This is a genomic window from Rhodococcus sp. IEGM 1379, from assembly GCF_030056815.1.
Taxonomy (GTDB): Bacteria; Actinomycetota; Actinomycetes; order Mycobacteriales; family Mycobacteriaceae; genus Rhodococcus_F.
On record NZ_JASHKR010000002.1, the window covers coordinates 83,016 to 100,989 of the forward strand.

Annotated in this window: 17 protein-coding genes; 6 read left to right on the top strand and 11 right to left on the bottom strand. The window is 59.6% G+C overall.

The window, feature by feature from the left end; translation table 11 throughout:
- Positions 1–33: 33 nt before the first annotated feature.
- Positions 34–525 (bottom strand): Lrp/AsnC family transcriptional regulator, encoded by a 492-nt coding sequence (locus tag QM600_RS01665; protein WP_094270348.1) that lies wholly within the window; start codon positions 523–525, stop codon positions 34–36.
- Between the two features lie 139 nt (positions 526–664).
- Here QM600_RS01665 and QM600_RS01670 point away from each other — a divergent pair, with 139 nt between their 5' ends.
- The 3 genes from QM600_RS01670 to QM600_RS01680 are packed head-to-tail and all read left to right on the top strand — an operon-like array spanning position 665 to position 4,122.
- The gene (locus QM600_RS01670; RefSeq protein ID WP_283259742.1) at positions 665–1,330 is read left to right on the top strand and encodes a cyclase family protein; all 666 of its coding nucleotides are present in this window, start codon (positions 665–667) and stop codon (positions 1,328–1,330) included.
- Between the two features lie 38 nt (positions 1,331–1,368).
- Positions 1,369–2,634, top strand: a complete 1,266-nt coding sequence (gene kynU / locus QM600_RS01675) for a kynureninase (protein WP_283259743.1) — start codon at positions 1,369–1,371, stop codon at positions 2,632–2,634.
- Between the two features lie 54 nt (positions 2,635–2,688).
- Positions 2,689–4,122 (top strand): amino acid permease, encoded by a 1,434-nt coding sequence (locus tag QM600_RS01680; RefSeq protein ID WP_283259744.1) that lies wholly within the window; start codon positions 2,689–2,691, stop codon positions 4,120–4,122.
- A 14-nt stretch (positions 4,123–4,136) separates the two neighbouring features.
- Here the strand turns inward: QM600_RS01680 and QM600_RS01685 are convergent, their stop codons facing one another.
- Complete coding sequence (locus tag QM600_RS01685) at positions 4,137–4,823, bottom strand: dienelactone hydrolase family protein (protein WP_283259745.1); 687 nt, start codon at positions 4,821–4,823, stop codon at positions 4,137–4,139.
- 35 nt (positions 4,824–4,858) lie between these two features.
- Between QM600_RS01685 and QM600_RS01690 the strand changes: the two genes are divergently transcribed.
- From QM600_RS01690 to QM600_RS01700, 3 genes are all read left to right on the top strand, one after another.
- The gene (locus tag QM600_RS01690; RefSeq protein ID WP_283259746.1) at positions 4,859–5,830 is read left to right on the top strand and encodes a serine/threonine dehydratase; all 972 of its coding nucleotides are present in this window, start codon (positions 4,859–4,861) and stop codon (positions 5,828–5,830) included.
- 173 nt (positions 5,831–6,003) lie between these two features.
- Complete coding sequence (locus tag QM600_RS01695; protein WP_283259906.1) at positions 6,004–6,933, top strand: D-cysteine desulfhydrase family protein; 930 nt, start codon at positions 6,004–6,006, stop codon at positions 6,931–6,933.
- 106 nt (positions 6,934–7,039) lie between these two features.
- On the top strand, positions 7,040–7,420 hold the full coding sequence (locus QM600_RS01700; RefSeq protein WP_283259747.1) for a hypothetical protein: 381 nt from the start codon (positions 7,040–7,042) through the stop codon (positions 7,418–7,420).
- Positions 7,421–7,448: 28 nt separating this feature from the next.
- Here QM600_RS01700 and QM600_RS01705 read toward each other — a convergent pair whose 3' ends face one another.
- From QM600_RS01705 to benB, 9 genes are all read right to left on the bottom strand, one after another.
- Positions 7,449–7,721, bottom strand: a complete 273-nt coding sequence (locus QM600_RS01705) for an SDR family oxidoreductase (RefSeq protein WP_283259748.1) — start codon at positions 7,719–7,721, stop codon at positions 7,449–7,451.
- A gap of 337 nt (positions 7,722–8,058) precedes the next feature.
- Positions 8,059–8,169 carry a TetR family transcriptional regulator gene (locus QM600_RS29625; RefSeq protein WP_349307236.1) on the bottom strand — a complete coding sequence of 37 codons (111 nt, stop codon included), beginning with the start codon at positions 8,167–8,169 and terminating at the stop codon, positions 8,059–8,061.
- Between the two features lie 128 nt (positions 8,170–8,297).
- Positions 8,298–9,542 carry a zinc metallochaperone AztD gene (gene aztD, locus QM600_RS01720; protein WP_283259750.1) on the bottom strand — a complete coding sequence of 415 codons (1,245 nt, stop codon included), beginning with the start codon at positions 9,540–9,542 and terminating at the stop codon, positions 8,298–8,300.
- 62 nt (positions 9,543–9,604) lie between these two features.
- On the bottom strand, positions 9,605–10,816 hold the full coding sequence (locus tag QM600_RS01725; protein ID WP_283259907.1) for a benzoate/H(+) symporter BenE family transporter: 1,212 nt from the start codon (positions 10,814–10,816) through the stop codon (positions 9,605–9,607).
- A gap of 45 nt (positions 10,817–10,861) precedes the next feature.
- Complete coding sequence (locus tag QM600_RS01730; protein WP_283259751.1) at positions 10,862–13,564, bottom strand: helix-turn-helix transcriptional regulator; 2,703 nt, start codon at positions 13,562–13,564, stop codon at positions 10,862–10,864.
- Positions 13,561–14,946: an MFS transporter gene (locus tag QM600_RS01735; RefSeq protein ID WP_283259752.1), complete on the bottom strand. Its 1,386-nt coding sequence runs from the start codon at positions 14,944–14,946 to the stop codon at positions 13,561–13,563. The genes QM600_RS01730 and QM600_RS01735 overlap by 4 nt, the downstream gene beginning before the upstream one ends.
- 57 nt (positions 14,947–15,003) lie before the next feature.
- The gene (locus tag QM600_RS01740; protein WP_283259753.1) at positions 15,004–15,786 is read right to left on the bottom strand and encodes a 1,6-dihydroxycyclohexa-2,4-diene-1-carboxylate dehydrogenase; all 783 of its coding nucleotides are present in this window, start codon (positions 15,784–15,786) and stop codon (positions 15,004–15,006) included.
- Positions 15,783–17,429: a benzoate 1,2-dioxygenase electron transfer component BenC gene (gene benC, locus QM600_RS01745; protein WP_283259754.1), complete on the bottom strand. Its 1,647-nt coding sequence runs from the start codon at positions 17,427–17,429 to the stop codon at positions 15,783–15,785. The genes QM600_RS01740 and benC overlap by 4 nt, the downstream gene beginning before the upstream one ends.
- 35 nt (positions 17,430–17,464) lie before the next feature.
- Positions 17,465–17,974, bottom strand: coding sequence for a benzoate 1,2-dioxygenase small subunit (benB, locus tag QM600_RS01750; RefSeq protein WP_283259755.1), 510 nt, complete (start codon positions 17,972–17,974; stop codon positions 17,465–17,467).

Here is a 17,974-nt window from a genome sequence, read left to right on the forward strand (position 1 = left end):
CAGTCTTCGTATCCGTGCTTGTATGTTTCGTGCCTAGTGATGGTGCTGTAGTTCACTGAAGATCAAGTTGGTCTGTGTATTCGCGATAGCGGGATCATTGAGGTGGGTGCTCACGAAGTCCCTGAGCCTGGAGGGTGATTCGCACGAAATGTGAACTAATAGATCGCGATCCCCGCTGATGAGAAATACACGCTGAACCGAGTCTAATTTGCTGATCCGCTCGGCTATTTCAGTCATTCGGCTTCGGGCATGTGAGTGAATCAAAACGGAAACCATGGCAGAGATCTCGAGGCCGAGCATCTCCAGATCGATATCTGCATGAAAGCCCTTGATGACGCCTGATTCTCGGAGCGCACGCATCCGGGCAAGTGCGGTAGAAGGGGCAATTCCGACTTTCTCAGCCAATGCATTATTGGGAATTCGGGCGTCGTGAACCAACTCCCGAATGATGGAAGTATCGATCTCGTCCAGCCGAACATGATTCGATCGAACCATCGCTGCGGCGCTCTCGATCGCATTTATCATTCAATTTCTCCCTCTGTCATCCAAGATATTCAGTGTCTATTGACCGCAGGTGAAGATGATCCTAACTTTTGCCGAGCACCCCGAATTATCGAATTGGCGATTCTCGTCACAGTTCCTGCGCTCGCGCGGAGAGGCCTCGATGCATCCAATGAGCAACCCGCACCAGGTTAGGGAACTGATCGACATCAGTCCAGCTATCTCCGAGACCTCGCCGGTATGGCCAGGTGATACCGCGTTCTCTCGGACCTCGACCTTCGATATGAACGGCAATGACGTGGTCAGCGTCAGCAAGTTTTGCACGACGCCACACGTCGGCGCGCATGCGGATGCGCCGGCACACACCCGTATCGACGGTGCATCGATCGGGGATGTCCCGCTCGAGCCCTATCTGGGTGAGGCACTGGTGCTCGATCTGACGGCTTGTGAGGGCGCACCCGGCATTACCGACCTCGAGGTTGCCCTGGCCCGAATTGGAGGATTATCGGCGCCGCGTCTGATCCTTCGAACCTACGAGCACTATCCGACCCAATGGGACAGCAATTTTTTCGGTGTCGCCTCCGAACTGATCCATTGGTTCGCGGACCGGGGCGGCCAGTTGATCGGAATCGACGGAGCGTCGTTCGATCCGATGACAAGTAAGTCCATGGACGCGCATCATGCAGCGAACGATCGAGGAATATCGATTCTCGAAGGACTCTGCCTCGACGACGTAACCGAGGGCCGGTACGAGCTGATTGCTCTGCCACTGAAATTTCGCAACCTCGATGCGAGTCCGGTACGGGCAGTGCTGCGGACCCTCCCCTGATTCTTTCGACAACACCATCCACTAGGAGAGCTACCACCATGACAGCGACAGAAGTCCTCGCGCAGGCGGATTGCGTGCAGTTCGACCTCGACGATCCATTGCGCGCATTCCGCGACCAGTTCGAGATTCCCGAAGGAGTGATCTATCTCGACGGAAATTCGCTCGGTGCAAAACCGCGCAGCGCAGCGGCGTGTGCCGAACGCGTGATTCGCGACGAGTGGGGAATCGGCCTGATTCGGAGCTGGAATACGGCCGGATGGTTCGACCTGCCGACCAGGCTCGGGGACAAGCTGGCTCCGTTGATCGGTGCCGGCGCGGGTCAAGTGGTGGTCACCGATTCGACGTCGATCAACCTGTTCAAGGCGCTCGCTTCAGCGTTGACCATTGCGGAGCAGAATCAGCCCGCCCGGCGGGTGATCGTGTCAGAGCGTGACAACTTTCCGACTGATCTCTACATTGCCGAAGGCATCATCGGATTCCTCGACCGCGGATACGAACTGCGCCTGATCGATGACCCAGCGGAACTGTCGAACGTCGTCGACTCCGATACCGCGGTCGTGATGCTGTCCCACGCGAACTATCGCACCGGAAATCTGTACGACATGTCTACAGTCACCGCGCAGGTGCAAGAGCGCGGCGCCCTGATGATCTGGGACCTGGCACATTCTGCGGGCGCCCTCGAGATCGATCTGGTCGGCTCCGATGCCGATTTTGCGGTCGGATGCACGTACAAGTACCTCAATGGTGGACCCGGATCGCCGGCATTCATCTGGGTGAATGAGCGCAACCTGCACTTGGGTCAGCAGCCCCTGTCCGGATGGTGGGGCCATGCCAGGCCTTTCGCGATGGAGCCTGGATATGAGGCACATTCCGGAATCCGGCGTTTCCTCATCGGCACGCAGCCGATGACGTCACTGTCTCTGGTGGAATGTGGCCTCGACATTGCCTTGGCCGCAGACATGGGTGCCGTACGTCGGAAGTCCCTTGCATTGACGGACTTGTTCATCGATCTGGTCGAACAACATTGTGGCGAGTTCGATCTGAAGCTGATCACTCCGCGCGATCACGCGGACCGAGGCTCACACGTGAGTTTTGTTCACGCTGAGGGGTATTCGATCATGAAGGCGCTCATCAGCCGCGGCGTCATCGGCGATTACCGCGAACCTGGCGTCCTCCGTTTCGGCATTACTCCGTTGTACGTCGGCTACGTCGATGTTTGGAATGCAGTGGATGTTCTTCGTGACATCCTCGAGAACAAGGCGTGGGACACCGCAGAGTTCCGTGAACGCGAAGCCGTCACCTGATCGTCAGAAAAACCTCTGCGGTCCGGTGGAACCGCCTTTCCTAAGGAACAATTCATGAGTGATTTCAAGAACATTCAGCAACGCGAATCCGGTCTGAAACAAGAGCTCGGCGCGCGACAGATGAGCATGATCGCGCTTGGTGGCGCAATCGGAACAGGGCTCTTCCTCGGTAGTAAGTTCGCGATCGGGTTTGCCGGCCCGAGCGTGATCATCAGTTACGCCATCGGCGGTTTGATCGCGCTGCTCTTGATGGGCGCATTGGCGGAAATGACTGTTGCGCACGCAACTTCGGGATCGTTCGGAGCCTACGCCGAGTATTACGTCAGCCCGCTTGTCGGCTTTCTCGTCCGGTACCTGTATTGGTCGTGCATTGTTCTCGCGGTGGGAACCGAGGTCACCGCTATCGGTGAATACATGCAGTTCTGGTTTGCGGACATACCGCAGTGGATCTGGATCGTGCTGTTCTCCGCAGTGCTCATCGGCGTGAATATGTTTAACGTCAAGGCATTCGGAACGATGGAGTACTGGTTCTCCACCATCAAGGTTTTTGCCATCGTGGCTTTCATCATCATGGCCGCCTATGTTGTGTTCGGCAGCGGAAACCCTGACTACGGGTTCCACAACTACACCAGCGGTGGCGGATTCATGCCGAATGGCTTCTCAGGTATGTGGTTTGCCGTGATCGTATCGATCTTCAGCTACCTCAGTATCGAGATGATCGCGATCGCGGCCGGCGAGGCGGAGAATCCGGCTGTAGCAGTCAAGAAGGCCTTCCGTGTCACGATCGTGCGTCTCTTCGTCTTCTACATCGCGACCCTCGGCCTGATCGTGGCTATCGCGCCGATGGACAAGATTCTCAGTGGCGGAAGCCCGTTCGTTACAGTGATGCAGGTTATCAATATTCCTGGCGCAGACAGTGTTCTCAACTTCGTGGTGATCATCGCTGCGTTGTCGGCAATGAACAGTCAGCTGTACGTGTCCTCCCGCATGATGTTCAGCCTCTCCCGCGCCGGTGATGCCCCGAAGATTCTGGGCAAGGTGCGTGCTAACGGTTCACCGGTCAATGCGTTGCTGCTGTCGACGTCGGGTATCGCTGTCGCGACCGTTGTCTACGTGCTCTTTCCGGAGCAGGCATTCACATTGATGATCTCACTGTCGATGTTCGGTGCCATGGCGACTTGGTTGCTGATCTTCGTCACACACTGGTTCTTCCGCAAGCGGATGAAGGCAGAGGGAACAAAACTGTCCTTCACTATTCCGGGTTTCCCCGTCGGCACAATTCTCGGTGGCGGCCTCATGGTTGCGATTATGGTGACAACTCTGTGGGCTGAGGCCTTTGAAATGACGTTGGTATTCGGTGTGCCGTTTGTGCTGGCTGTCATTGCCATCTTCTATTTCACCCGTGCACGTCGTGCGCGCAGTCAGGTTTTGAATGCTGATCAGATCGAGGATGAGATCACAGGTACCGTCGTCAAGCGTGTTCCCTGATCTGGCCAAGGGGATCAGAGTGTCTCGGTAAAGAACTCCATGGTGCGTGACCAAGCAAGTGCGGCCGCATCAGCGGAGTAGTGGTCGGACGAGGTGTCGTTGTTGAAGGCATGACCGGCATCCGGATATCGGTACACCCGAGCAAGTTTCGAAGCGTGTGACCGCAACTGCTCGACGGATTCAGGCGGAATGCTCGGGTCGAGGTCCCCGTAGTGTCCGAGCCACGGGACCTTCAGTTGCGCAGCGAGTTCGGAACCGGCTGGGATTCCATTCCACCGCGATTCGGTGACTGCCCCGCCGTAATAGGTGACGGCCGCGTCGACGAGGGGCTCGGCAGCACACCAGAGCGAAACCGTGCCGCCCATGCAGAATCCGAGGGATCCGATCTTGTCGGCTCCCTCGGATTTGCAGTATGCGACGGCGGCACGCACGTCATGGCCGATGCCTTCGCTGTTCAGTGCCGTAAGCGCGTCCTTGGCGGAAGGGAAATCAGTGAATGACGTGTGTGATCCGCGGTGGTAGAGGTGCGGAGCAACTGCGAGATAGCCGGCGTCGGCGAGACGCGTCAGAATGCTCTCGATGTGGGTGTTGACGCCCCAGGCCTCCTGCAGGACGATCACCGCTTTCCCCGGTGCGACCCCATGATCCGGTTTGCTGACGGTCAGCGGCACGTCGTCCACAGTTTTCGTAGTGATGACCATCGCTCGACTGTAAACGAAGACCGTAGAGTTTCCCCATGGCTCTCAGCGTCGACAACACCGCTCTCCCCGTATCGATTGAGCGTACGGATGTCGAGGCGGCCAGGGTTCGGATCGCGGGGTTGGCCCGCCGCACGCCGGTCTTCCGGGCCTCCGTATCTACACCCTCCGGCGATATTTCGGTGCTGTTCAAACTCGAGTACCTGCAGCACGGCGGCTCGTTCAAGGTTCGCGGCAGCCTCAATGCCGTGGAAAGCGCAATTGAGGCGGGCGTGATGCCCGACGCAGGAGTGGTCATCGCCTCCGGTGGCAATGCTGCGATCGGAGCAGCATGGGCGGCGCGCAGACGCAGTCTCCACTGCACCGTCGTAGTGCCGGAGACGGCGCCGGAAGCAAAGGTCAAGGCCCTCGGGGAGCTCGGTGCGACAGTCGAAAAGGTCGGTGACCGCTACGCAGCCGCAGCTGCAGCCGCAACGGTCATCGCACGTTCGAGTGGTGCCTTGGAGTTGCATGCCTACGACCTGCCCGACATCGTCAGCGGCGCCGGCAGCATTGCCCTCGAAGTCGAAGAAGAGGTGTCAGGACCGATCACCTATTGCATCTCAGTTGGTGGTGGCGGCCTGGTGTCGGGCATCGCTGCGGCTGCACGTGAGTGTGACCAGGTGGTTGCCGTAGAGCCGACAGGTGCCGCCACTCTTCGGTCAGCGCTCGATGCCGGTCGACCGGTCGATATCGAGGTCAACAGCATCGCGGGCGATTCGTTGGGAGCGACGAGAATTGGCGCGATCGCCTGGGCGACGCTGGCCAAATATCCAGCGAACAGTGTTGTAGTCGAAGATGATTCGATCATTTTGGCACGGTTGTTTCTGTGGCGTGAATTTCGAATTCTGGTAGAACTGGGCACCGCAGCCACGTTGGTTCCCGTGCTGGATGGACGCATCACTGCGCCGCTAGGCGGCGAGCTGTGCGTAGTTCTGTGCGGCGCCAACACCGATCCCGGCCACCTCTGATTCAGTCGGACATGGTTTCTGAACGTCCCATCCTGATCGGCTTTCGTGGTCGAGCGTGCAGTCGATTCACAACCGCGATGGGTTGAGTCCCTCGCAGCTACGCTGATGTGTATGGCTACGTTGAATTCAGCGCCCACCTGGATATGTCCTGACAGTGACCAGGGGTGAGTGCAATGTCGATTTCCCTCGGCACCTGGCCGACTCCCGTGGACCTGATGCCTCGTTGTGCGCGGACCCTGGGGCTCGGCGCCGATGATCTGTGGATCAAACGTGACGACGTCACCGGTCTCGGTGGCGGCGGCAACAAGATACGTAAATTGCAGTACACCTGTGCTCAGGCAGTAGCGCTCGGTGCGACTACTCTCATTACTTCCGGTGCGCCGCAAAGCAATCATGCTCGTCTGACGGCAGCTGCCGCTGCGAGGTTGGGTCTGCGTTGCATCCTGGTTCTGCGAGGCACTCGGCCAGAGACGATGCAGGGAAACTTGGTGTTGGATGCCGTCGTAGGTGCCGACATCGTCTGGGCCGGGCAGACGGACACCGACTCGGTCATCGCGGAAGCCGGTGACTCGGTGGTCCGGTCCGGTGGTATTCCTTTCGTGATTCCCTTCGGGGGCACCAGTGCCGTTGCGGCGCAGGGTTACGTCGACTGCGCACGTGAAATCGAGCAGCAGATTCCTGGGTTCGATCGTGTTGTGGTCGCAGTCGGATCCGGCGGCACGATGGCAGGTTTGGTAGCCCATCTCGGTGCAGATCGGGTCATCGGCGTCGATGTCGGAGCTGTGAGCGATCCAGTGTCGACTGTAGCCGGATTGCTGGACGAGATGCCCGGTCCTGCAGTGCGATCGGGAAATCTCCGGATCGTACGAGACCAAGTCGGCCAAGGCTATTCGACGCTCACAGACGGATCTTCTCGTGCAATCCGTCATCTCGCGCGCACCGAGGGGATCTTCCTCGATCCGACATATACCGGCCGGGCGTTTGCAGGGTTGATGAATCTTGTCGAGGACAATGTCATTGCTGCGGGGACAACTACCGTCTTCCTGCACACTGGAGGCTTGCCGGGACTGTTCGGTCATGCGGAGTTGTCGACGCTCCTGTGAGTGAGCAGGTCGGTTGTCGATGACAATCTCTTGGTTTGTGCGGTGCCAACTTAAGTCCTGGCAGTCTCGGCGTGTGAGAAGCGCGCTGGTGGGTACCTCTGGAAGTATGAGTACCAGCAGTGTTATCTGGACAATTGTGATTGTGGTCGTCGTGATTGTGGTCGTGGGACTTCTGGTGTGGGCGGCTCGAAACAGGCGCAACCAGCATCTGCACCATCAGGCAGAAGAGATTCGTGAAGAGGTCGCGGACTCGTCCTTCCAAGTCGGTCAACGCGAGGCACGGGCGGAGGAGGCCGAGGCAAAGGCTCGCATGGTTCAGGCCGAGGCCGATGCCAAAGCCGCGGAAGCATCTGCCATGCAACAGCATGCGGCGCAGCATCGAAAAGATGTAGCCAGTTCGAAGGACGAATTGAAACAGAAGCAGGATCACGCCGACACCATCGATCCGGCCACCCCCAACCCGGAGGAGCCTGGATCGAAGGGCTGACTGCGAACGTCGGCGCAGCGGAAATAAACTAGACGACGCCGCCATTGACGTAGATAACCTCGCCGTTGACCCAGCGCGCCGGTCCGGCGAGGAAAGCGACTGTCTCGGCGATATCTGCTGGTGGGCCGAGGCGTTCCAGTGGGGCGAGTTTCGACAGGTTCGCCACCGTCGTTTCGTCCTTGCCGTCGAGAAACAGTTCGGTCGCCGTGGGGCCGGGTGCTACAGCATTGACCGTGATATCGCGTCCTCGTAACTCCTTTTGCGAGTACCAGAGTGATCGCGTCGACGGTTTCCTGCGCACGTCGAAGATCTCCCGAATAGTGAACGGCCACAGCAATTTTGTCGGTGGCAAGCTTTTCTGCGGTGGCGCGGCCAATGCCGCCGGAGGCTCCGGTGACGATTGCAGTGCGAGTAACGATGTCAGTCATGCGATCACTCCTGATCGGTTGTGGTGGAATCGGAGAGTCGCCGTAGCCATTCACGCATCAAGGTAATTTCGTTGGTGGAGAGAGGTATTGACGAATCGCTGGTGAGGTGAGCGTCGAGAGTGGGCAGGATGTGTACGAGCGAAGGCGGTGTGCGTGTCTCAGCCGGCGCGTAGATCGGCCCCCGGGTCGGACGAGGGGACGGCGGCCCGTTTACCGGCCAAGGTACTCCGCGAATCCCGCGTCTACGACGGCCGCGAGCAAGCCGTCCTTGTCGCCGAACTGGCGGTAGAGAGCGGGGGCGCCGACGCCGCTTTCTCGCACACGGCGCGGGTGGAGATATCCCCGGTGGTAGAGGCGTTGAGCAGTTCTCTCGCCGCCGCCAGTATTTTCGCTCTCGAGCTCATGTAAACGGCGATAACATCAATTAGTTAACATGGATACGATAGAGATTAGCCGGTAACGCCGGTCAGTTCGTTGGGCGTGTGATCGAGAGTGGTCTCGCCGGCGATGGTGCCATCCTCGAGATCGACGGCAATCAGCTTCTTCGAAGCGGGATCGGTAACGTAGGCCGTGTGATCCGAGACGAAGAGTGCGGGCCGCGGTTCCTGCCAGTCGGTCGGTTCGGTCCATTCGTCGATCACTGCGATCTTGTTGATCACTGCGCCCGAGTGTGGGTCGATGACGTGGATAGCGCCGTCGGTGCCGAGAACCAATGCTTCTCCGTGTGGTCCGCGCCCCAGAGAGCGAAAGGTGTAACTGGTGCCGAGGTCGACGAGTTTCAGCTCCGAGGTCCACGTATTGGTCAGTGAAATGCGTTGCGGGCGTTCGAGCTCTGCCGTGGGGTCGCTTTTGTAGTCACCCAGTACGATCTCGGATTCCTCGGACCCTGCCTGATTTCCGATGCGGCCGTATGGGTCTGGACTCTGGACCTTGGTGATAGCGTCGTCCTTGTAGACAAGCAGGCCGTCCTGGCAGCCCAGGACAATCGTTTCCCCGGCAGCAACGGCTTCGCCATGGACGCCGGGGCATTGCTCATTGCGCAGGATTTCCTTGCGATCGCCGTCGAGGAGGGCAATGCCGTTGCGAGACTCCGAATTTCCGATCGTGGTCAGCAGATTTCCGTCGGCGAGTGCTACCGCGACGCCGTGGTGAGGCTCTGGTGTTGTGTAGGTCTCGACTCGCGGTTGCCGCTTGGCCAGGTGAATCGGATCGAAAATCTCGACTAGGCCCGATCCGTCGTTGAACAGTACGGTCTTGCCGGCATGGCGTACGACGTGCCCCGGCTCGTTGGCTGCGAATTCGACATCTGTCATCGCGGGATCGGTTGTGTAGTAATGAGTGTGGTCATCATGGGTCGACGACCAGGTGCCGGTGTCGAGAACCTTGAAGGCCTCGCCTGAGGAAATGATGACATGTCGACCATTGCCGGCGGGGTTGAGGCGGGTGAACCCCTCGATCTCCGTTTCGTCCACAGTATCGAGTGTGGTTGCGTCGAGAATCAGAACTCCGCCGTCGTAGGACACGGCGAGGCGAGGTGTTGCCGATGCCTGTTCTTTGGGAGCTGTTGCGGTGGTACCGGTTTCCGGTTGTGGAGAGCCGCCGGTATCGGACGCGCAGCCGGCGGCGAGGGTGAGTGAGAGGCCTACCGATGCGGCGAGGGTGAGGCTCCGCGATACGCGGGTGTTGAGTTGCATGGCTATAGATCTAGTCTTTATTGCAAATGGTTGTCAAAGTAGATAATGCGTATAATCGCATGTCAGGTGGCGGCGTAGTCTTTGCTCTCGAGGATTCGCGAGGCGATGACACCCAATACGAGGCCCCAGAACGCGGCGCCGATGTTGAGTATCTCGACGTCGGAGATTGTCACCAGAAACGCGATCATTGCGCCGAAAGTGAATCGGCCACCAAACGCGGTGACAAAGGCGCCCTGCAGGGCTTTCAACATCGCTAAACCGCCTAGCGTGACGATGAACGCTGCAGGCGTGGCCAGCATCAACGCAACGAATGTCGGTGCGAACAGGCCGAAGACGACGGCGAGCAGTCCGCAGAAAATTCCGGCGGTGTATTGCCTTGTCCGTTCCCCGGACATCGAGAGGAGAGCGTTGGTCGGTCCGGTGAGGCAGGTCGACACGCAACCGACCGTCGCATTGACGAGCGAGAAGATGCCGCAAGCAATTGTCACTGTCCCGATGGGAGGTTGATGTCCGGCCGTTCGCAGAACCGCGATCCCTTGTCCGTTCTGTACCACGATGACGGTGATGGCCAGCGGCACAACTAGTTCGATCATTGCTTGCCAGGACCATTGGGGATTGGTCAGGACCGGATGAGCGAACCACTCGTGAGCGTCACCGGCGGAGGCGAACCGTCCGGTGGCGAGAATGATGATGACGCCGACAATTAATGCACCGAGGACCGGAGGAACGAAGCGTCCGACCTTCACGAACACGCTGAGTGCAACAAACGTTGCGATCATAGGTAGTGCAATCGCTGCATCGTGGGCAGGCGCCTCGACCAGGTCGGTACCGAAATGAAGGAAAACCCCTGCAACCATTGCCATTACGATAGGCATGGGAAGAGTAGCCATGATCGGTCTGATCCAGCCGGTCAATCCCACAAACAAGATCAGAACGCCGGTGACGAAGAACGCTCCGAGTACCTGCTCCCACGGCAGATGCTCCAACGACGCGCCCACAACTACTGTTCCGGGAATGGTCCAGAAGAAGGCCAGCGGCTGGCGATAGAGCCAGGACGCTGTAATCGTCAGGATTCCGTTCACGAAGAAGGCGCCGAAAAGCCAAGAGGCCAACTGTGCTTGGGTCAGGCCTCCGGCCAATCCCGCAGCCAAGATCACTGCCACTGGGCCCGTGGCAGAAAAGACAATACCGATGACGGCGTTCGCTGCGTATATTCCGCCGAAGTCGCGCAGAACTTGCCGATATCGGTGAACAGGTTGCGGCACACGCTCCATTGCGATGCGTGCCGCAGCTTCGTCAGTGGGAATATTTGTCATATCTCAGTTTTCCTGGTGCGGATCCGAGAGTCCGCGTTCGCGGAAGAAGGCTGCGAGTTCACTACGTGATCGCAGTCCGAGTTTCGCGTACGCGCGGGTGAGGTGATACTGAATTGTCTTGACGGAGAGAAACAATTCGCTGGCAGCTTCCTTATTGCTCTTGCCTGCGGCAACGAGATCGACAACGGCACGTTCTTGCGGTGTCAAGTCGGTGATGCCCTTGTCCGTACGTGAAGGATTCAATCCTCCGGCGCGTAGTTCTCGATCGCAACGCTCGACATACGTACCGGCGCCCAGGGCCAGATAGAGCGCACGAGCAGCACGGAGGACAACATCGGCGTCCCCGCGCTTCCCTGCCCTACGGAGGGTTTGGCCGTACGCGAAGTTGATCCGGGCGCGGTCATAGGGGAGTGGTAGCTCCACGATGCTCAGCAATGCCTCATCGAAACATTGGCGAGCAGCATCGAGTTCGCCGCGCGCACCATGGATGCGGCCACGTACGTAGCCGAGCCGAGCCGTTGCAGAGCGGTGTCTACGCTTAAGTGCTGTCCTCTCATGCGGTCGCAAGAATGCGTCGGCGTCGTCCACTCTCCCGACCATGACCAGAGCGTTCGCGTAGAGATCGACCCAAGGCCAGAATCCAGGTTCGTCGAGCCATTGCTGCGCGCTACTCGAGGTCAGCGGTGCCAGCGCAAGAAGGACATCGGGATAGTCGGCCGCGGCCTCGGCGAACTGAGCTCTGGCGAGAAGCGAAGGAACATACATGATCTCGTACGCATGTGTGCCGGCATACGCCCGACGTACATGATCGCGAGCCAGATCCCAGTTTCCACGCAGAGCATGTATTTGAGCCCCGGACCAATGAATCAGTGGCCGGACTATTTCGATCTCGAATCGATCCAGTTCTGCGCCGGCACTTTCGACCGTCGTCAAGGCTTCATCCCACGCGCCGAGCGCGAACTGAGTGCGCGCGAGCCAGGCCTGCGCCCACAGTGAAATCCGCGCCGAACCGCTGGAAAACTCGGTGGATACTGCGGTTTCAAGGTCGCGGCGGGCCGCTTCAGGGTGATCAAGAGCAAGCTCGAGCCATCCGCGGCCCATCTGGAATCGCTGAGCTTGAGCTCCGGGGCGAATCCGGTCGGAGAGTTCTTCATATGCAGCGAGCGCTTGGTCGACCTGACCTGTCGCACCCAATCCGAGTCCTTTGATCGCCTCGGACTCGACTGCGGCGGGATCAGTGGGGCCCACCAATTCGACTGCGCGATCGACCCACTCGACCAGCGCCGTCCCATCCAGCGTGGCGAGTGAGTGCAGGACCATACGTTGAGCGATCAAGGCCGAAGTGGCGGGCTCGAGGTCTGCCCGGCAGCTACTCCACGCGCGAGTAAGTAGGTCGGCAGCCTCGGTCGGGCGCCCTCGATGGATGGAGAGGTACCCGAGAACAGCGTCGCGAAGTGGATTGCGCGTGATGCTTTCGATTTCGGGAGCGAAGACCATAGCCCGCGGAATGTCGCCAGATCCGGTCAGCGCGTCGACTCCTCGAAGTAGCCGATCTTCGTGTTTGCTCTGATCGGTAGTGAGGGAACTGGCGGTGACCAAGGCGTCGGCGACTTCGGACCAGGCGCCCTCCGCAGCGCGCAGTGCCGCGTAGGTAACCAGGTCCGAGGCGAGGCGCTCGTCGTGTGTGGTGCTGGCGGCCGCGAGGTGGAACAACCGTTCGCCATCGCCCCAGGCTATGTCGGCCGCGCGTAGATGAAGTTGATGCAAGCGTGCCGGTCCCAATGTGGCGCTCACTGCGGCCGCGATCATCGGACCTCGGAAGGATACTTCGGTGCTGCCGCGCTGTTCGTGGATTGTGAGCAGTCCACTTGCGAAGGCACTGTCCAGTGCTTCGACAATGTCTCGGACTTCGGCCAGCAGTGAGAGGTGGGACAACGTGGTGTTGTTGCCCAGCACCGCTGCCGCCTCGACGAGAGTGCGTGCTTCGTCACTGCACGCCGCAAGGTCATGAGCGATCGAGGCTGCTCGGTGGCGGGGGAGCGGCAAGGTGCGGTGCCAATGGGACCACTGCGACGGAGGTAACTCGTCCAGAAGTGAGACGACGTCCAGTGTGTTTCCTGCCGTGAACTCCTGAAGTTGTCGTGCTGCACCGGAACCGAGATCGATACCGTTGCGTACCTGAGCGATCTCGACAATCTCGGAAGCGTCGAGCGGGCGGATGTGTAGGCGCTGCGCCCAGTGAAGCTCCAGAATGTGACTCACCTCCATGCTCAGTCGCGGAGATTCTTCGGCGACGAGGATGATCAGCAGCGGGGTATCTCGGCCTCGATGAAGTGCCGACGTAATAGCCTGAAGCGACTCGACATCGCTGTGGTGAGCGTCGTCGACCACGACGAAGGTCAGACCGTCGGAGCTTGCAAGAATCTCATTGGCCACCGGCACCGGAGCAGCAATGGAGACCGGGCGTTCGAGTAGTTGCTGGGCCACCCCGAAGGGGGTCTGCGATTCCCATTCCAGCCCACGGGCGTGCAGAAGGGTGTGGTGCGCCGCCATGTCGATGAACCTGTTAACGAGTGTCGACTTGCCGCTCCCGGCGTCCCCTTCGATGAGCACAAGCGTCGGGGAACCTGCCTGCGCTGTCGACAATGCCCGGCCGAGAGCTGCGAGTTCGCGCTCTCGGCCGACCAGCACGTCGCGATGGGTCACCCGACCACCGTAACGCCGGCCTCGCCACTGGTTTCCTTTATTGCGGGTAGTGCCGAGATATCGAGAGGCGTGGTATCGAGATCTGGTGTCTGCTTCGGGACGAAGAACGTGACGATACATCCCAGGACTGCGATACCGGCGAAGACATAGAAGGCTGCCTCTGAACTGATACCGGCGCTGATCAGGCTGCCGCCGATGAGGGGCCCGAATATTCCGCCGAGGCGGCCGAACCCGGCACACCACGCGACACCGGCGGCGCGGGCGGGCGTCGAATAGTAGTTGGACACAAATCCGTAGATCAATACCTGCGTTCCGATGGTTCCGACTCCGGCGATTGCTACGGACGCCAGGAGGATGGGTAGGGGGAAGTCGAAGGTGAACAGCAGCAGAGCAAGCGCGGCAAGTCCGAAGGTGGTGGCAACCACACGCTGTGGTCCGGTGATGTCGGCGATCCGGGAGGCGAGGAGGCCACCGATGATGGCACCGCCATTAAGGACCAGCAGGAACGAGAGTGATCCCTTGGCGTTGTACCCGGCATTCTCCATGATCTTGGGTAGCCAGGTGTTGAGGCCGTAGGTCAGGAGTAGACCGGCGAAACTCATCAGGCCGAGTAGTGCAGTGCCCCAGACGTATTGCTTGCTGGCGAGTGCCCGGAAGCCGACCTTCTCCGCGGGGGCATCGATGGGTCGAGTTACGGTGGCAGGAAGAGGAATTCCTGTCTTCAGGGACACTGCTTGCGCCTCGTCGATGCGGCCGCGAGCGACGAGCCACACTGGCGATTCGGGAAGTCGGAACCATGCAAGCGGAAACAGAATGAGGAGGGGAAGCGCGCCGATGAGGAACAGGCCGCGCCAGCCGATGGCATCGCGAAGGATGATTGCCAGTATCGACGCCAGCACGCCGCCGGCCGGTACACCGCTGTAGACGATGGCGTTGAACAGGTTTCGGCGCCCGGGTGGTGCAAATTCAGCGATCATCGCACCTGCCGTGGCGACGAGTCCGCCGACACCGATGCCGGTGAAGAATCGTAGAAGTCCAAAGGTGGTGATGCTGGTGGCGAATGACGCCAGCGCCATACCTACCGAGAACCAGACGATGTTGATCAGCATCATCTTTCGGCGCCCGAAGTGGTCTCCGATCGCGCCGCAGGTCAAGGCGCCCACCATCACTCCGACGAGGGCGTACGACCCCAAAGCGCCGGCCTGTGATGCGGATAGCGCACCGATCTGGCCAGGGTCATCCATCAGGACCGGCAGAATCGTGCCGTAGACGACGAGGTCGTATCCGTCGAACAAGATGGCGATGGCTGCGATGGCAACCACCCACAGCACCGAAGATCGATGGCGGGCGCTGGCCCAGGAACCAATTTCGATCGAGGACATGGCAAATCTCCGTTCGAGAGATCAGGAAGAAGAGTGTGTGGAGCGGAAGAGGCTGGTTCAGCCGAGATCGCCGCCGGCGACGGGAAGAACCGTGCCGGTGATGTACGAAGCCTCCTCGGAGGCAAGGAATGTGATCGCAGCGGTTTGTTCGTCGAGTGTGCCGTAACGCTTTTGGAGGGAAGAGTCGACGGTCTGGTCGACGACCTGCTGGTACCAGATCTTCTCGTCCTCGGTTTGTGCACTGGGCCCCCGGGCCACGACGCGAGTTGGTGCGTCGGTTCCGCCGGGAGCTGTTGCCACGACGCGTATTCCGTATTGTGCGACTTCCAGTGCGAGTGCAGCAGTGATTGCGCTGACGCCACCCTTGGCTGCCGCATACGGAACACGGTTAACTCCGCGGGTTGCGACCGAGGAGACGTTGACGATTGTTCCGCTGCGAGCACTGATCAGATGGGGGAGAACTGCCCGACAACTCCACAATGTAGGGAAGAGGGAGCGCTGCACTTCGGCTTGGATCTGTTCGGGGGTGTAGTGCTCGTACGGTTTCGCCCAGATGGTGCCGCCGACATTGTTGATCAGGACGTCGATTCGTCCGAAGTGACCGTGCGCCTCGTCGATTGCTTTCTCTGCACCTGCGAACTGCTCCAGATCAGCAGTGATGGAGTGGGAGCGCTCGAGTGAGCCGGCCACCTCGTGGACCAACTCTGCCCGGTCGACGAGAACCACCGAACCGCCCTCTGCCGAGATCCTTTCGGCAACACAACGACCGATACCTTGAGCGGCGCCCGTGACGACGACAACGCGATCGGTGAACCGGTCGGCAAAGATTCGGGGGCTCATGGTGCAACGCTCGCGTGAGGTTGTGCGGTGCTCAGGTGATTGTCGGCGATTGCCCGACGCATCGTGGATTTGGCATGCGCACTGTGGGTGACGATCAACTCGCGTGCGGCGGTTCGGTCGTTCTCTGCGAAAGCGCGAACGATTCGCAGGTGATCGTCCGCAACGTGCTCGTCGACCCAATCTGCTGTTCGCAATATCCGGTTCATAAGCTCGGTTACCTCGAGTCGGTGGTACGCCTGCAAGAGAATCTCGTTGCCGGTGCAACGGAACAGGAAGTCGTGGAACAGTGCATTTGTTTCGGTGAATGCCGCTGCGTCCGTGAACCGATCGCGCTCGATCGATGCGGCCGAGTTCTCGGCCAGGATTCGGTACTCGATCAACTGCGCTGAGGTGAGTCGGCCGATGGTGAGTTCCATGGCGCCCAGTTCGAGTGCCATCCGAGCATCGAACTGTGCGTCCGACTCGGCGACTGGCAGATGCTCCTCGCCGATCTCGTAGGTACTGATATCTGTCGTGGGAACGGATGCCGGTACTGGCGGAAGTCCGGTCTCGGTCGCAGCTTTGACGGTGGCTGCGCGCTCGGCTTCAGTCAGCTCGGTAGCTGTGGTCAGGGCCGGAGTGGCTGCAGTGTTGAACTTCTCGAAGTAGAAGTTTGTCGGCGTGATCGACACGTCCTTGAAATGCTGACGTACGGCTTCGACCATTGGCGGCGGTCCGCACAGATAGACATCGACATTGCCGTTGTCGAGATGTTTCGGTTCGATGAGTCCGGTGACGTAACCCTTGTTCGGGGCGGAACTACCTTGATCGGACACGCAGTAGTCGAAGGTGAACTGCGGCAGTGTCTCTGCGTACTTGCGCAGTGTATCCAGCTCCACGAGATCATCATCGGAGCTCACACCGTAGACCAGGTGAACCGGCAACTCGGAGCGTTCGGCCCGCATCTTCTCGAGGATCGAGAGCAACGGTGCCAGACCGGTGCCGCCGGCCAACAACAGGGCAGGACGTTGTTGCGTGCGCAGGAAGAAGCTACCCATCGGGCCGGTGAGTTGGAGTGTGTCGCCTACCTGCGCCCGTTCGCTGAGGTAGTCCGACATCAAGCCGCCCGGAGTGATCTTGACCAGGAACGACGCATTCTCGACGGTAGGGCCGGTGCTGAACGAATACGAACGAGTCGATTCTGTTCCGGGAACGAGGATGTTCACATACTGGCCGGGCAGGAACACGAGATCGCTGCGGTTCTCCACCGAGACGGTGAAACCTACCGTGGTATCTGAATGCCGCACTATCTCGGTGATGGTGGACGTGTACGAACCGGCCGCAGTCTTGGCAACAGCGGACGTGGTGGGAATTTGAAGAACCAGATCGGACTCGGGAACCATCTGACACGGCAGACAATAGCCCTGCTCGGCCTCGTCGTCGGTGAGGGCCTCGTCGATGTAATCGCCCCCGTCGAAACTGCCCGACTCACACAGGGACTTGCAAGTTCCGCAGGCCCCGTCGCGGCAGTCGAGGGGGATGTTGATCCGCGCACGGTACGACGCGTCGGCTACCGTCTCGCCGGATTTGCACTCGACGAAGCGCGTGACGCCGTCCTCGAAGCTCAGTGCAACTTGGAAGCCTTGCGTAGCTTGAAAAGTCATGGGAAACAGCTCGATTCGTGAAGAAGAAGTGCCGGTCAGATGTGGTAGACGTCCACTACGTGATGGATGTAGTCGTTCTTGAGTACGACCTTCTTCTTCATGATCAGCGGCGCTTCGCCGGCGAAGTCGATCGTGTAGAACGACGTGCCGAAGTAGGTATCGACAGCGTTGTAGCGGCAGTACAGGGTGAACCAGTTGAAGCGCACATCCACTTGGGTTTCGCGCTGCTCGAGCACCTCGACATTGGAGATGTTGTGTCCGGTCCGAGGCTCGGGAAGGCTTGTGGCGCTGGACCGGTCGGTCCGAATTCGGAAAACGCGATCTTCGATGCCACCGCGATTGGGGTAGTAGATCAGTGAGATTTCGGTTTGCGGGTCGGTGGTGAGTTCGCCGTCGTCGGCCCAAGCCGGCATCCAGAACTCGGAGTCCGGGTGATAGCACTCGATCCACTTTTCGAACTCGCGATCGTCGAGGTAGCGGGACTCGCGGTAGAGGAACTGCTCGATGGCGTGCTGGGTGACGGTGGTGCCGGTTGCAGTGGTCAT

Excerpts from the sequence above, each read along its gene's own strand:
- QM600_RS01695 (WP_283259906.1), top strand. The coding sequence starts at position 6,004 with ATGTCGATTTCCCTCGGCACCTGGCCGACTCCCGTGGACCTGATGCCT.
- benC (WP_283259754.1), bottom strand. The coding sequence starts at position 17,429 with ATGACTTTTCAAGCTACGCAAGGCTTCCAAGTTGCACTGAGCTTCGAG.
- QM600_RS01690 (WP_283259746.1), top strand. The coding sequence starts at position 4,859 with ATGGCTCTCAGCGTCGACAACACCGCTCTCCCCGTATCGATTGAGCGT.
- QM600_RS01680 (WP_283259744.1), top strand. The coding sequence starts at position 2,689 with ATGAGTGATTTCAAGAACATTCAGCAACGCGAATCCGGTCTGAAACAA.
- QM600_RS01725 (WP_283259907.1), bottom strand. The coding sequence starts at position 10,816 with ATGGAGCGTGTGCCGCAACCTGTTCACCGATATCGGCAAGTTCTGCGC.
- QM600_RS01665 (WP_094270348.1), bottom strand. The coding sequence starts at position 525 with ATGATAAATGCGATCGAGAGCGCCGCAGCGATGGTTCGATCGAATCAT.
- aztD (WP_283259750.1), bottom strand. The coding sequence starts at position 9,542 with ATGCAACTCAACACCCGCGTATCGCGGAGCCTCACCCTCGCCGCATCG.
- benB (WP_283259755.1), bottom strand. The coding sequence starts at position 17,974 with ATGACCACTGCAACCGGCACCACCGTCACCCAGCACGCCATCGAGCAG.
- QM600_RS01735 (WP_283259752.1), bottom strand. The coding sequence starts at position 14,946 with ATGTCCTCGATCGAAATTGGTTCCTGGGCCAGCGCCCGCCATCGATCT.
- QM600_RS01685 (WP_283259745.1), bottom strand. The coding sequence starts at position 4,823 with ATGGTCATCACTACGAAAACTGTGGACGACGTGCCGCTGACCGTCAGC.
- QM600_RS01740 (WP_283259753.1), bottom strand. The coding sequence starts at position 15,786 with ATGAGCCCCCGAATCTTTGCCGACCGGTTCACCGATCGCGTTGTCGTC.
- QM600_RS01700 (WP_283259747.1), top strand. The coding sequence starts at position 7,040 with ATGAGTACCAGCAGTGTTATCTGGACAATTGTGATTGTGGTCGTCGTG.
- QM600_RS01670 (WP_283259742.1), top strand. The coding sequence starts at position 665 with ATGCATCCAATGAGCAACCCGCACCAGGTTAGGGAACTGATCGACATC.
- kynU (WP_283259743.1), top strand. The coding sequence starts at position 1,369 with ATGACAGCGACAGAAGTCCTCGCGCAGGCGGATTGCGTGCAGTTCGAC.